The following is a 13,918-nucleotide window of genomic DNA, read 5'->3' on the forward strand; positions in this document are numbered from 1 at the left end:
ACAGTCCATAGTCAACAGTCAAAAGTCGATAGTCCAAAGCAGTCATCATTAACTAATGACTAAGCTATTCTGCTTTTAAGTTGCATAATCCATCGTGAGGGCTGTTAACTGTTGACCGTTGACTGTCAACAGTTAACAGCCCTGATTAGTATTTATGCAATTTAGACGAGCATTAGCTTAATGACTAATGACTGATGACCAATGACTAATGACTAATAAAACATCAAGTGTCGCAACACATATGCTACTACAGAGACAGCACAGACTACAGCTAATTGCCCCGGAATCACCCACCAAGAATAAACAAGGATTGATTGCATTAAGGGTATTGTGTCTGTGCCTTGCCAGTGGAAGAAAGACCTAATCATGAGATAAGCAATACCACACAGGTGTACGCTTAATAAGCCACAAATACAGCTAAAAGTGAGAGACTCTATTTTAGGCCTGGCTTGAAAGGCAAAAAAGCCACAAATCCAAGCTCCAGGGATGAAGCCTAGCAAATAACCAAACTGTGATGCTTTCACATAACCGATATTACCGCCACCATCAGAAAAGACGGGGTGCAGAGTCAAACCCATAACTAAATAAGCAATTTGTGAGAGCGCACCAGCATTTTTGCCCCCTAAACAACCTACTAAAAGTACCGCACCAACTTGATAGCTGACACCTAATGAAAAGGTCTGGATTCCCGTCTGACTCCAGTTCCAAGGTAAGGTAATACCATAAGCTTCTAAGAAAGTACCTCCCATTGTTAGGAGTAAGCCAATCATAGACCAAAGTAGTTGATTTGAAGCGGCAATCATTTATCAGGCACAAGGGGAAAGCAACAGCAACCAGTATAGGCATTAATTATGTGACTGGAATTCGTACTAATTTGTTCATATGTCCACTAGAATACTGAAGTTCGTGAGCTTGAAGGGTTCTGAGCGCTGTTAGGAATAGCGGGGCGTTGAGCAGCTTGTTGAGTGTTGAGTAAATACGCAGTCAATCATCACTCTCACTAATTTCTTTACTCCTTGCCCCTCTATTACTCAGTCCCCATCTCTTACTCCCCAATTTCCAATTGCTTTTTCACCCATTCTGATGTGAACAGTTGATGATAGTTACTGGGACGAAAAAATTAACTAGACTCAATATTCTATCTCTGCTTATTTTGTATTTTTTTTGACAGAAATTTCATATAATTTATGTAATTTCCCTGTTGGCATAGGTTTTGTATAGGCTGAAATTTAGAGTCAGCGATCGCTTACCAAGGAAAATCGATTCTCATCATCATTATTTGTCAGTTTACTTCCATGAAATATGTATAAAGTTTTTCTCAGTAATATAGAGGAAAACTTGGGCAGTATATCTAAAAAAAATATATTTTTTCCTTGTTTTAACCTTTCGTTAACCTTAATACCTATCTATAAGGGGTAGCGTAGAAGCGCCCATCTGAAAATTTCCTCAAACAGACAGCGATGCTCTCATATATCAAGAGAATTAAAAATAACCGCATTCCAGTATCAATTACCGTATTAACACTGGCGATGAGTTTAGCTGCTTGTGGTGGGCAGCAAGGCTCAGACAACGCTGCAACTCAAGATGGTTCATCTGGTACAGCTAAAGATGCTACAGCTTCCAGCCCAGCAAAATTGGATCTTGGTGGCAATGTAACATTAACTGGAGCCGGTGCATCATTCCCTGCACCCTTATATCAAAGTTGGTTCACGGAATTAAACAAAAAGTACCCCAATTTACAAGTTAACTATCAGTCAGTAGGTAGCGGCGCTGGAGTTGAACAATTTATCCAAGGTACCGTAGATTTCGGTGCTAGTGACGTAGGCATGAAGGATGAAGAAATCCAGAAAGTACCACAAGACAAAGGTACTTTATTACTCCCAATGACTGCTGGTAGTATTGTCTTGGCTTATAATCTCCCTGATGTCGCAGAATTGAAGCTACCTAGAGCAGTTTACACAGACATTTTGCTAGGTAATATTAAAACTTGGAACGACAAAAAAATCGCTGATGCCAACCCTGGTGTAAATCTTCCTAATCAGCCAATTACAGTTGTATATCGTTCCGATGGTAGTGGAACCACAGGCGTATTTACTAAACACCTCAGTGCCATCAGTCCAGATTGGAAAAGTAAAGTAGGCGATGGTAAAACCGTTAATTGGCCTGTGGGTGTTGGTGCGAAGGGAAATGAAGGTGTAACAGCTCAAGTCCAACAAACTCAAGGTTCTATTGGTTACATAGAATACGGCTACGCCAAACAAAACGGACTCAAGTTTGCTGCATTGGAAAATAAAGGTGGTAAATTTGTGATACCCACAGAAGAATCAGCATCTAAAACTTTAGAAGCTGTCACCTTACCAGCAGACCTCAGAGCTTTTATTGCAGACCCAGAAGGTGCAGAATCTTATCCTATAGTCACCTACACTTGGATTATGACTTATAAAAAGTATGCTGATCCAGTGAAAGCGAAAGCAATGGAAGCCGCAATTGAGTATGGCTTAACAGAAGGGCAAAAAGTCGCCGCAGAACTAGGATATGTTCCCCTACCTCAAAATGTGGTGGCAAAGGTAGCGGCTGTGGCTGATCAAATTAGTCCAGACTATAAAATTGCAGTAAGTGGCAACACTAGCGCTAGCAAGTAATCAATTTTTGAATTGATTGACTCCGCACAAGCTTAATGTTGATTGGTTTATGTGGCTGGTTTTGAGTTTTTAGTACAGCCACAAGTTAATAAATCTGCTTGCTTCTCACATTTTCCTCTGATTTAATCTTGAAAGTCAGTATTCATGGCTACAAACTCTGAAAATCTGCCATCAGCTATTAAAAGTCGCTCTGAAGCAGACAGATCCCTAGATCGAGGCTTTATCTGGTTGACGCGGATTTTTGCTTTGGCGATCGCTGGTACTCTGTTATGGATAGCTCTACAAGTCACTATTGCTGCTTGGCCAGCTATCAAGGAATTCGGTATTGGCTTTTTAGCCAAAAGTATTTGGAACCCGGTTAATAACGATTATGGGGTATTACCCCAAGTTTACGGAACAATCATTAGTTCCTTTATCGGTTTATTGATAGCTGTACCGATAGGAGTCGGAACAGCTGTTTTATTAAGTGAAGATTTTCTACCAGTCAAAGTACGTACTGTGCTAGTGTTCTTGGTGGAGTTGCTAGCAGCTATTCCCAGTGTCGTTTATGGAGTCTGGGGTATATTTGTATTAGTACCTATCACAACTAATATAGGCAGATGGCTCCATAGTTCTTTGGGTTGGTTGCCCTTGTTTAGCACCCCTCCCACAGGCCCAGGAATGTTACCTGCGGGAGTAATTCTGGCAATTATGACTTTGCCAATTATTACGGCTATCTCCCGTGATGCCTTAATTTCTGTACCTCCAAGTTTACGCCAAGCATCATTAGGATTAGGCGCGACACGCTGGGAAACCATCTTTCAAATTTTGATTCCATCGGCTTTTTCTGGCATTGTTAGTGCTGTCATGCTAGCTCTAGGACGGGCGATGGGAGAAACAATGGCTGTCACCATGCTGATTGGTAACTCCAACAATATCAGCGCCTCATTATTAGCACCAGCCAATACAATTTCTTCTCTACTGGCAAACCAATTCTCAGAAGCAAGTGGCTTGCAAGTGGCGGCTTTGATGTATGCTGCTTTAGTTTTATTTGTTTTGACTTTAGTAGTTAATATCTTGGCCGAATTTATAGTCCTCCGAGTCAAGCGAATTTAGCTTAGTGGTGAGTTGAATTTATGAATGCTGATTTTCCTGAAAGGAGTTTAACTCGCGCCCCCATGTCTGGACGGACGCTGTTTAATACGATGATGACAGGAGTAGCATTCCTGTGTGGAGCATTAGCTCTTTTGCCGCTATTGGCAGTACTATCTTATGTCGTCATTCAAGGTTTTAGCAGCTTAAGTTTAAGTATATTTACTGAATTACCACCCGCGCCTCTAAGACAGGGAGGAGGTTTTGGTAATGCCATTTTGGGTACACTATTAATGGTAGGGATTGGTGCATTAATTAGTATCCCATTAGGTGTAATAGCGGCAATTTATTTAACAGAGTTTAGCTCTGGTAAACTAGCTAGATGGATCAGGTTTGCTACTAATGTCCTGAGTGGAGTTCCTTCTATTATTGCTGGTGTATTTGCTTATGGGATTGTAGTTCTGACATTGGTAAAGCTGAATCTAGGTTCTTATTCAGCTATCGGCGGGGGATTTGCATTAGCAATCTTAATGCTGCCAATTATTGTGAGAACTACTGATGAAGCTTTACAGCTAGTTTCGCAAGATTTGCGCCAAGCATCTGTAGGTTTAGGAGCTACCAATTTTCAAACAGTAACACAAGTTGTCTTGCCAGCTGCCTTACCGGCAATTGTCACAGGATCAACATTAGCGATCGCCCGTGCTGCTGGAGAAACTGCACCTTTATTGTTTACTGCCTTATTTTCACCGTTCTGGCCTAATAGCTTATTTAAACCCACAGCTTCCCTGGCTGTTTTGGTTTACAACTTTGCCATTTCTCCGTTTAAAAATTGGCAGTCACTAGCCTGGGCTGCATCCTTGATTTTGGTGTTGATGGTTCTCATCACCAGCATCATTGCTCGCTGGGCAACTCGTCAAAAAGCTTAGGAAGTAATCTCTCAACAGCTTAATCAACGTTATCTGCCATCCTTAACACTTACACTAGACCATTTATGGCTACAAATACTAGCACCCTCAATAGCACAGAAACCGTCCTGAAGACCGAAAATCTTAATGTCTACTATGGCAAATTTCTAGCCTTACAAAACATTTGGCTAGATATTCCCAAAAATAAAGTGACAGCCTTTATCGGCCCTTCTGGTTGTGGTAAAAGTACTTTGTTGCGTTGCTACAACCGTCTCAACGACCTGATTGAATCATTCCGGGCTGAAGGTAAAGTCTTTTATTACGGGAAAAACTTGTATGCACAAGATATTGATCCTGTAGAAGTGCGTCGCCGGATCGGGATGGTATTTCAAAGACCAAACCCGTTCTCTAAATCAATTTATGACAATATTGCTTACGGAGCCAAAATTAATGGTTTCAAGGGTAATATGGACGAATTGGTAGAACGAAGCCTGCGCCAAGCAGCGTTGTGGGATGAGGTCAAAGATAAACTACGCCAAAGTGGTTTGTCTTTATCTGGTGGACAACAACAAAGATTATGTATTGCGCGAGCGATCGCCGTTCAACCAGAGATTATCCTGATGGATGAACCTTGCTCTGCGTTAGATCCCATCTCTACCTTACGTGTAGAAGAACTGATTCACGAACTGAAAGAGCAATACACTATTGTTATCGTCACTCACAATATGCAGCAAGCTGCCCGTGTCTCCGACATGACAGCGTTTTTCAACGTCCGGCCTACAGAAACAGGCGGTCGTATTGGCTACTTGGTAGAATACGATGCCACAGAATCAATTTTCAATAATCCTAAGCAAGAAGATACCAGAGACTACGTTAGCGGCAGATTCGGTTAGATAACGCTAATAACTTCATCTCTAGAATTAGGTATGCGCGGCATTCCTAATTTTATTTTTTTTGAGGGGTAGAAGAAGGAAATAGTTATACCAATTCAAAATTCAAAATTAAGACAGGACAAGGGTTTGGGGCTGTATAAGCTATTCTGCTTTTAAATTGCATAATCAATTGTGAGGGCTGTTGACCATTAACAGTTAACAGTCAACAGTCAACAGTCAACGGCTATAGATTAACTTTCCAACTGCTTAAATCTGCTAAGGAGCGATCGCGGTAACGTCCATAGCGTTCTGGTTTACTTTTGATTTTTACACCCAAATCTGGCAGAATGCCAAAATTAGGGGGCATTGGTTGGAAGTGTTTAGGCGAGGCGGAACTGATAAATTCTAATAATGCGCCTAACATTGTCGTCGGTGGTAACGCCAAAGGTTCTTTACCCAAAGCCAACCTGGCAGCGTTAGTTCCCGCTAACCAACCACCTGCGGCTGCTGCTGTATAACCTTCTGTACCAATTAATTGTCCAGCCGCTAATAATGTGAGACGTTGTTTAAATTGTAGGGTAGGTAGCATTAACTGGGGTGCATTGATAAATGTGTTGCGGTGCATAACTCCCAACCGCACGAATTCTGCCTTTTCCAAACCGGGGATCATTTGAAATACGCGTTTTTGTTCACCCCAACGCAGATTAGTTTGGAATCCTACCATATTCCACAATTGACCGGCTTTATCTTCTTGTCGCAACTGCACCACCGCATAGGGACGTTCCCCAGTCCGACTGTCAGATAAGCCCACTGGTTTTACGGGGCCATAGCGCATGGTATCTTCTCCTCGTTGCGCTAACTCTTCAATGGGGAGACAGGCTTCAAAAAATTTGGCTGTTTCTCGTTCAAAGTCTTTGAGTTCTGTTTGTTCGGCTTTGCAGAGTTCTTCCCGAAACCGCAGATACTGTTCCTTATTCATGGGACAGTTGAGATAAGCGGCTTCACCTTTGTCATAGCGAGAAGCCATAAAGGCAATATCGCGGTTAATGGAATCGCCGACAATGATGGGACTAGCCGCATCAAAAAAGCTCATGTATTCCATCCCCGTGAAGCGGTGCAAATCTGCCGCCAAGTCGGGACTAGTCAATGGCCCGGTAGCTAACACCACAATGCCTTCAGGAATGGCGGGGACTTCACCACGGCGAAATTCCACTAGGGGATGGTTAGCAAGAGTTTGAGTTAAATCTTGACCAAATTGACCCCGATCTACTGCCAGTGCGCCACCTGCGGGTACTGCGTGTTCATCTGCTTTGGCAATGACCACAGAACCTAGTTGGCGTAATTCTTCGTGTAGTAATCCCGCCGCGCGATCGCTTGCCATTGCCCCAAAGGAGTTACTACATACCAACTCTGCCAAATGTTCTGTATGATGAGCGGGGCTGAAGCGTTTGGGACGCATTTCGTGTAAAATTACTGGCACTCCAGCCTGGGCGATTTGCCATGCTGCCTCTGTCCCAGCTAGTCCACCTCCAATGACTTGTATCGGTTGTTGATCCATAATTCAATACCCAATTTTACCCAGTTGTAGTTTGCTGGGAGTGCATATCACCAATATAGATGATACTGTTTGTCAGTCGGGCTTTTATAGTAGATTTAGGGCTGACCACTGCTTGATAAAGTCTTTTCCTTTTTGCTGTCCATATTCATAGACAGCAGCTAAACCTTGTTTTGTCGAATCTGTAAAATTGACTCCCAATTCTTTCGGATCTACATCTGGGCGAATAAGGGACTTCCAACTAAAAAAATATACAATCGCTTTGGTAAGCAGGGGAGGCAGGGGGAGCAGGGGAAGCAGGGGAGGAATAATACAATGATCATATTTGCTCTGACCCATTGAATAATTTATTTTCTGGAAGTCCCTAATGTGGATTTTCACTCCTTTGTAAATCTCAGGAATTGCCTCTATTTGAAACATATCTCGATAGAGTATACCTGGTTCGTTAGCGATCGCAATCACTTCCTGATATCCAAGCCGCAGCATAAGCGTTAGCGCAAATCCCTGCTAATTCCAAACCACTCAACACACCATGCGCGAATACACCTTTAAAGCTACCTGATGCACAGGCGATCGCTAAAGGCTTATTATTTATCTTCATTGGCTTTATGTTCTTGTTTTCGCTGGCGTTGACGTAGCTTGAGAAAAACACGCTTAAATTTTTCAAAATCTTCTACACTAAGTTCTGTCTGTTGCCACGATTTCCGTGTCATTAAACGCTCAAACCAATCTTGCAAATTGGGGTAGTTACTAAAACTAATCCCTAATTTTGGCAACAAAGATAAATCGGTTCCAGCCACAATATCAGCTAAAGTCAACTGTTCTCCACCATAATAAGATTCGTTCCCTAAAGATTCTGATAAAAATGCTAAGACTTTATTTATATGCTCATAGGCCTGCAAGAATTTTGACGAATTTTTATCCTCAAAAATCAAGGAAATCATTTTTGGTAATAGTTCATTTGTTGCCACCATTTGTACCATTCTGACTGTTGCTAAAGATTCAGCTTTTTTCGGTAACAGTGCAGGTGTAGGATATTTAGCTTCCAAATAGTCCATGATTGCTAAAGATTCTATTACCCGAAAACCATTATCTAATATGACTGGAATATGATGAAATGGGTTGATTTCTAAAAATTCAGGTTGCAATTGATCGCCATCTAAGCTCATGAGTATTGGCTCAAATGTAATTTCTTTTTCTAGTAAGGTACGCCATACACGACGAGCCATAGGTGAGCGATGATTGTAGTAGAATTTGAGCATACGCTTTTATTCCTCAAAAAATAAAAAAGACCGATAGGTTTGTAATAAAACAAAAAATTTTTAAAAATTTTGTTCATTATTTAACTTAGTAATATTTAAATATTTTTGCTGTAATTCATCTGGGATTCTAACTGGACGACCATTTTGTAAATTCACAAAAGCACCCTTCTGTGTAGCAACTGCTGCTAGTTGATTATTTGATAAAATCTCTGCTTGCACTGTCCATTTTAATCGTCCCAAATTACTTGCCCATAAGCGTCCAATTACTTGATCGATTAACTTAATGGGACGTTTATATTCAATTTCTGTCCCAGCAAGTATAGGTACATATCCTTGCTCAATTTGTTGATGAATTGGAAAATGTTCTTCTAGAAACTTTAAACGTAAATCTTCTAGCCACTTAATATACACAATGTTGCTGACAATTCCGGCAAAGTCAATTTCATAAGTTCTTACAGGTATTTGCAAAGTTACTTCTAATGCCCTGTGTGAGTTATTTACTGTTAGCATAGTTACACCTGATTTAATTAAGACCTTTCGGTCGGTTATTTTACAAAAAATAAACTATCCTTGAAGATAGATTATTAACAAAACTTCAAACTTCCACTTTGTAGCTCAGATTTAGCTCATCTCCAGGCACGCCCCTAATACCCCAATTGTGTTTGGGAGTTTCAAAAAGTGTAATTTCGATATCATAAACTGAAATTTGCAATTGCTCGTTAATTTTTTTAAAAATATCTTTCAGTAGCTGCTTTTTAGTCTCTACTGAACGCCCCTCAAACATAATAATTTCAATAATTAGATAATTTTCTGTTCTATCAGATGGGTAGTAGAAATCTAATTTATCCAAGGGGAAGAAGCGATGAAATCTCTTCTCAGGACTAATCTGTAAAACTTCAATTAAAGAGGTATGGAGAATATTTGATAGCTCTGCTTTAATTGGGTTGAGTTTTTCTGATAAACCATAAACTTTAATTTGTACCATGAATTTTTAGGATATTTTCTGTGTAATGATTCAGATGATTCACTGCCCTTTGCATATAAATAGTATCGTCATAAAGCTGGCTCATCATAATTGCACCTTCTAAAGTTGCAACTATGATAGTGGCAATTTCCTCAGCATTGATATGAGGCTGAATTTCTCCTCTCTCAATTCCCGTTTGAATGATTCGCCGAATCATATTCAGCCAAGAGTTCATCGCTTGTTGAGTGCGTTCCCGTAACGCTGGATGTGCATTATCACTTTCCACAGCTGTGTTTAGTAACGGACATCCTCCGGGGATGGGTGGATTTTCTGCAAAACTACTAAAGACTGCAATTAGTGCTTGTACACGTTCTATGGCATGACGTTTACTACGTAATGCAATTCTATAGTGTTTGCTGATAGAGGCGATCGCATAATCGAAAGCCTGTAGTGCTAATTCGTCTTTGCTTTGGAAGTGATTGTAAATTCCTCCTTTTTGCAATCCCGTTACACGCATGATGTCAGAAATAGACGAACCAGCGTATCCCTGTTGGTTAAACAGTTCCGCCGCTTGTTGGAGAATTCGGGTTTTTGTTTCTTCGCCTTTAGACATCTATTTACCGACCACTTGGTCTGATTGAGAATAACACATTAACTATTGGGGAGTCTAGGGATTGGTAATGGGTAATTTCTTTTCGCCCTGCTTACCACTCCCCACCCCCGAATTTTTATGCTGAGAGAGTTAAAATTTGCTCAACGACTTGGGAGTCTACATCTTTGTTTTCACCTAAGATTGCTAAACCATGTTTTTGTAAATTTTCCACAACTAGAGGAATGGTTTCTAGCCCTACACCGTAGTCAGATAAGCGGGTGCGGACACCAACAGACTCAAAGAAATTGCGAGTTTTAGCGATCGCCTCATTTACTCTGTCTTCTTCAGAACCATCGACAATGTTCCAGACTCGCTCTGCATATTGTAGGAGTTTTTGCCACTTGCGATCGCGTCTAATTGAGAGAGTGCTGGGTAAGACAATCGCCAATGTTTGAGCGTGATCTAGACCATGTAGTGCAGTTAACTCATGACCAATCATGTGTGTAGCCCAATCTTGGGGTACTCCTGCACCAATTAGCCCATTGAGTGCTAGAGTTGCAGCCCATACCAAATTTGCCCTGGCATCGTAATCTTTAGGGTTAGCTAGGGTTTTTGGCCCCTCTTCAATCAACGTTTTCAGGATAGATTCTGCCCATCGGTCTTGTAATGGTGCATTAACTGGATAAGTCAAATACTGTTCCATCACGTGGGTGTAGGCATCAACAATACCATTACCAATTTGTCTCGGAGGTAAGGAAAATGTTGTTTCTGGGTCAAGAACAGAGAAGCGAGGAAATACCAAGGGACTACCAAAGAAGAGCTTTTCTTTAGTTTCCCACTTAGTCACAACCGAGCCATTGTTCATTTCCGAACCTGTAGCTGGTAAGGTCAACACCACTCCAAAAGGTACAGCCGCAGTCACAGGCGCTTGCTTTGCCAAGATGTCCCAAGGGTCGCCAACGAAAGGAACCGCCGCCGCAATAAATTTAGTCCCATCAACAACCGAACCACCACCAACAGCCAGGAGAAAATCAATACCTTCTTGGCGTATCAGTTCCACTGCTTGCAAAAGAGTTTCTAGATGGGGATTAGGTTCAATCCCGCCAAATTCAAAGACGTTCCGTCCAGCCAATGCAGATTTAACTTGGTCATACACACCATTGGCTTTAATGCTACCGCCACCATAGGTAATGAGAACCTTAGCATCAGTTGGAATTTCGGCAGCAATATGAGCGATTTGACCTTTGCCAAATAAAATTTTGACTGGGTTGTAAAAAACAAAGTTTTCCATAAATGCTGAAACCAAGGAATAAAATTTTGCCTTGAATATTGTAATCAGTTTGACCATTTCTGTGCTTATACCCATAGATGAATAAGTAGTTCCCTGGAGTGAGACGCTTCACAAGTACATCTACTTTGCTTTGAGAAAATATGAGAGACAAACACAAAAAAATAAGATGATATTAAAATTACTCAGCACCACCTTAGACATTGAATCAAAAGCCCATGCAGATATTTAAGGTCATAGAAGAAGCCATTACCAAACCACCCATCCCCCACGAACCACATAAGCAATCATTGAAAGCTTGGACTATGTATTGTCTACGGGATAGAGGCTTTAAAGTTATTTACGCCCAAAATACTGATTTTGCCATCGAAATCAAGGGTGGAGAAAAATTATACTTTAAAGTTTCCAATAGCCCCGTTGAGCAAAATAGTTCTTTTAGCTGGGTAGTTTGGGATAGCGCGACTAAAAACGCCAGTTTAATTCCTCAACAATCTTAAGCCGAGTTTTGGAGAGGTTGAGAGGTTAGGGTTGAAAAAAGAAAATTACTGAATCAGCACCCATAACTCGGTCATTAACAGAAAATTTTATTCCCTATCCTCTAGCCTTTTATGAAGAATCATATGTTTCTTCGAGTCGAAACTAATCAAACCTTGTTGTTGTAACTTACCCATTAATCGTGTAATTGTCACTCTAGTAGTACAACAAGCACTGGCAATATCCTCATGAGTGAAACGTACACTTAGGCGAGTCCCTTCTTTTGTAGGTTCTCCGATTTCTTGTTTTAAAAACTGTAATAGATGATATAGACGATCTTCTACTTTCCGTCTTCCAGCAATAACTAAAAAAGATTCTTTCTGCTGTAATTGCTGATTTATTTTTGGTAGCAGTGTATGACTCAGCATCTGGGAAACAGCTATTTCTGCAAAATTGATTGATACTAATTCCACCTCAGAAAGAGCCGTAGCTTGATAAATGGGTAAATTAGTCATACTAGAACCAAATACCATGTGTGTTTTTGCCAAACCCATTAATACTTCTTCACCTGTTTCACAAAAAGTACTCAGCTTGACTAAACCTTGGCGAACATACCAAATAACTAAAGGATTAAGGGGGATATTCTCTCCTTTTTCATATACGTATACTGGACGGTTTTGACTAAGATAATTTTCATGATTGACTAAGCCTAAACTTTGCTGTTGATTTTCATTAATGTGACTTAGCAACCAGTGCAGAGATTTTATTTTACCGTTTTGGTTACGAACTACAGATATTGTTAGAAGCGCATCAAAAGATTCACCATTAAATTGGTGTAAGCGCACTATTAACTTTTTAGCCTTATCTGTTTGGAATAATTGATTTAGTTCGCAGTGAAAGCTTTCCCTTTCTTCGAGGCGAATAAAATTAATGATTGATCTATCTACTAGTATATGTTTCGGTGCATTGAATAACTTTGCCGCAGTCAGGTTAGCTTCTTGAATAATTCCCTCAGCATTAGTTACTAAATACCCATCTGGTGCAAACTCAAATAAATCATGGTAGTGTTGACGTTCTGCTTCTAATAAACTGCGTGTTTGTATAAGTTCCTCATTTTGATGATAAAGTTCTTCTGCCGCCATCTGTACTAACTTGGAGTTACTATAAAGCTCTTTAAAAGCCTGTGGTAGTAAATCTGGCGGAATCCAAGGCAACACGCTAGCAGTTTGGTACAAATCTGCTAGTTGTTTATGTAATGCTTCTGCCCGTTGGATAAATAATTCTATATTCACTGTAGATGCCTACGACTTGATGACAGAAGTTAGTCAGTCAGATTTAATGCACTAATTTAAACAGGAATAACAGCACCTATGGTACTGCTAATTGTGAATTTCATGGTCAATACAATTAATAATTAGAAGATTCCTCAAAGGCTAAACTCATACAATATCTTTAATAAATATTTGAATCTGAAAAGATAGTGCTAATATGGGAGATGTTTCTGTATTATTTTGGAAGTATAACTATTAATAATGCCTAGATATTAAATTTTAAACCATAGTATAAATTAGCTTTTTTAAAGGAGAAATTTACAGATAAGTCGCTAAACTACCACTTTTGAATAATGATTGCCTCTATCTGTGGTTGGATAATTCACCAAAATTAGTAAAATATCAAGTTATGAGATAGTGCTGCTTATTTAGTAAGTAGTTGACGTACCCTGGGCAATTATTAATTTTTAAGAATTAGCGCGCCTATTGATCAGCTTACCTACTCGTTTACGGTCTTACGTCCGCCGCTAGCATCAAAACTGTTAACACTATTTAACACTATAGAGATAGGTCAGGCGTAAATGTTTAAAATCCTGACACACTTACACCCAATCTCAAGAGACAACCTGGGTGCATAAATCTCATCCAAATATCATTATGGTGAACACACCTCCACCGCATCGGATAATTCCCCTACAGGAAAATGGTAGCGAATTCACCAGCGATAAACTTGCGCGTCTCCATGACACTATACTTGCCCAGAAACTAGGGGTGGTAATTAGTTCGTAATATTCATAAATTCTCAATTGATGGCGAGGATAGATAATGCTCCGTTATGTGAGCGATCGCCCACAGCATTCTCTTTGGGATAACACACTACTAAAGCCTCTAACTGTGCCGTAGCATACTTGACAGTAGTTTAGTTAAAGCATAAGGCATCTTGATTAGTAACGGCGTAAACTTTTTCAACATAAACACCCTACACTAGTTATAATTTCCTATAAGTTGAAAAAACTATTAAG

General features: G+C 40.3%; 16 protein-coding genes. 6 read left to right on the plus strand and 10 right to left on the minus strand.

The features are described 5' to 3' along the window. Nucleotides 1-212: 212 nt before the first annotated feature. A complete protein-coding gene (locus tag H6G14_RS13155; protein WP_010998708.1) occupies nt 213-803 on the minus strand; it encodes a biotin transporter BioY in 591 nt (196 codons plus the stop codon). Between the two features lie 657 nt (nt 804-1,460). Here H6G14_RS13155 and pstS point away from each other — a divergent pair. From pstS to pstB, 4 genes are all read left to right on the plus strand, one after another. Further along, on the plus strand, nt 1,461-2,642 hold the full coding sequence (pstS, locus tag H6G14_RS13160) for a phosphate ABC transporter substrate-binding protein PstS (protein ID WP_190567834.1): 1,182 nt from the start codon (nt 1,461-1,463) through the stop codon (nt 2,640-2,642). Between the two features lie 144 nt (nt 2,643-2,786). Next, nucleotides 2,787-3,737 (plus strand): phosphate ABC transporter permease subunit PstC, encoded by a 951-nt coding sequence (gene pstC / locus H6G14_RS13165; protein ID WP_190567835.1) that lies wholly within the window; start codon nt 2,787-2,789, stop codon nt 3,735-3,737. 20 nt (nt 3,738-3,757) lie between these two features. Continuing rightward, a complete protein-coding gene (pstA, locus tag H6G14_RS13170) occupies nt 3,758-4,639 on the plus strand; it encodes a phosphate ABC transporter permease PstA (protein ID WP_190567836.1) in 882 nt (293 codons plus the stop codon). 65 nt (nt 4,640-4,704) lie between these two features. Beyond that, the gene (gene pstB, locus H6G14_RS13175; RefSeq protein ID WP_011319254.1) at nt 4,705-5,511 is read left to right on the plus strand and encodes a phosphate ABC transporter ATP-binding protein PstB; all 807 of its coding nucleotides are present in this window, start codon (nt 4,705-4,707) and stop codon (nt 5,509-5,511) included. Between the two features lie 223 nt (nt 5,512-5,734). On the opposite strand, the gene trmFO is transcribed toward pstB, so the two are convergent. The 8 genes from trmFO to H6G14_RS13215 all read right to left on the minus strand — a co-directional run bounded on the left by trmFO (nt 5,735) and on the right by H6G14_RS13215 (nt 11,154). Next, entirely contained in the window at nt 5,735-7,048 is a 1,314-nt protein-coding gene (gene trmFO, locus H6G14_RS13180; RefSeq protein WP_190567837.1) for an FADH(2)-oxidizing methylenetetrahydrofolate--tRNA-(uracil(54)-C(5))-methyltransferase TrmFO, read from the minus strand. Nucleotides 7,049-7,132: 84 nt separating this feature from the next. Continuing rightward, a complete protein-coding gene (locus H6G14_RS13185; RefSeq protein WP_190567838.1) occupies nt 7,133-7,507 on the minus strand; it encodes a hypothetical protein in 375 nt (124 codons plus the stop codon). Beyond that, complete coding sequence (locus tag H6G14_RS13190) at nt 7,491-7,646, minus strand: hypothetical protein (RefSeq protein ID WP_190567928.1); 156 nt, start codon at nt 7,644-7,646, stop codon at nt 7,491-7,493. Before H6G14_RS13190 ends, H6G14_RS13185 begins: the two co-directional genes overlap by 17 nt. Beyond that, the gene (locus H6G14_RS13195) at nt 7,633-8,307 is read right to left on the minus strand and encodes a glutathione S-transferase family protein (RefSeq protein ID WP_190567839.1); all 675 of its coding nucleotides are present in this window, start codon (nt 8,305-8,307) and stop codon (nt 7,633-7,635) included. Before H6G14_RS13195 ends, H6G14_RS13190 begins: the two co-directional genes overlap by 14 nt. 60 nt (nt 8,308-8,367) lie before the next feature. Next, entirely contained in the window at nt 8,368-8,817 is a 450-nt protein-coding gene (locus tag H6G14_RS13200) for an acyl-CoA thioesterase (protein WP_190567840.1), read from the minus strand. Nucleotides 8,818-8,902: 85 nt separating this feature from the next. Continuing rightward, entirely contained in the window at nt 8,903-9,292 is a 390-nt protein-coding gene (locus H6G14_RS13205; RefSeq protein ID WP_190567841.1) for a tautomerase family protein, read from the minus strand. Next, nucleotides 9,279-9,884, minus strand: a complete 606-nt coding sequence (locus H6G14_RS13210; RefSeq protein WP_190567842.1) for a TetR/AcrR family transcriptional regulator — start codon at nt 9,882-9,884, stop codon at nt 9,279-9,281. The genes H6G14_RS13205 and H6G14_RS13210 overlap by 14 nt, the downstream gene beginning before the upstream one ends. 115 nt (nt 9,885-9,999) lie before the next feature. Then, nucleotides 10,000-11,154 carry an iron-containing alcohol dehydrogenase gene (locus H6G14_RS13215; protein ID WP_190567843.1) on the minus strand — a complete coding sequence of 385 codons (1,155 nt, stop codon included), beginning with the start codon at nt 11,152-11,154 and terminating at the stop codon, nt 10,000-10,002. Between the two features lie 215 nt (nt 11,155-11,369). Here H6G14_RS13215 and H6G14_RS13220 point away from each other — a divergent pair, with 215 nt between their 5' ends. After that, on the plus strand, nt 11,370-11,648 hold the full coding sequence (locus H6G14_RS13220; protein ID WP_190567844.1) for a hypothetical protein: 279 nt from the start codon (nt 11,370-11,372) through the stop codon (nt 11,646-11,648). Between the two features lie 87 nt (nt 11,649-11,735). Here the strand turns inward: H6G14_RS13220 and H6G14_RS13225 are convergent, their stop codons facing one another. Then, nucleotides 11,736-12,917 carry a helix-turn-helix domain-containing protein gene (locus tag H6G14_RS13225; protein WP_190567845.1) on the minus strand — a complete coding sequence of 394 codons (1,182 nt, stop codon included), beginning with the start codon at nt 12,915-12,917 and terminating at the stop codon, nt 11,736-11,738. A 636-nt stretch (nt 12,918-13,553) separates the two neighbouring features. Here H6G14_RS13225 and H6G14_RS34020 point away from each other — a divergent pair. Then, the gene (locus H6G14_RS34020) at nt 13,554-13,685 is read left to right on the plus strand and encodes a hypothetical protein (protein ID WP_277884314.1); all 132 of its coding nucleotides are present in this window, start codon (nt 13,554-13,556) and stop codon (nt 13,683-13,685) included. Nucleotides 13,686-13,918 lie beyond the last annotated feature (233 nt).

Origin of the sequence: Nostoc parmelioides FACHB-3921 (genome assembly GCF_014696625.1) — a bacterium.
GTDB lineage: Bacteria > Cyanobacteriota > Cyanobacteriia > Cyanobacteriales > Nostocaceae > Trichormus > Trichormus parmelioides.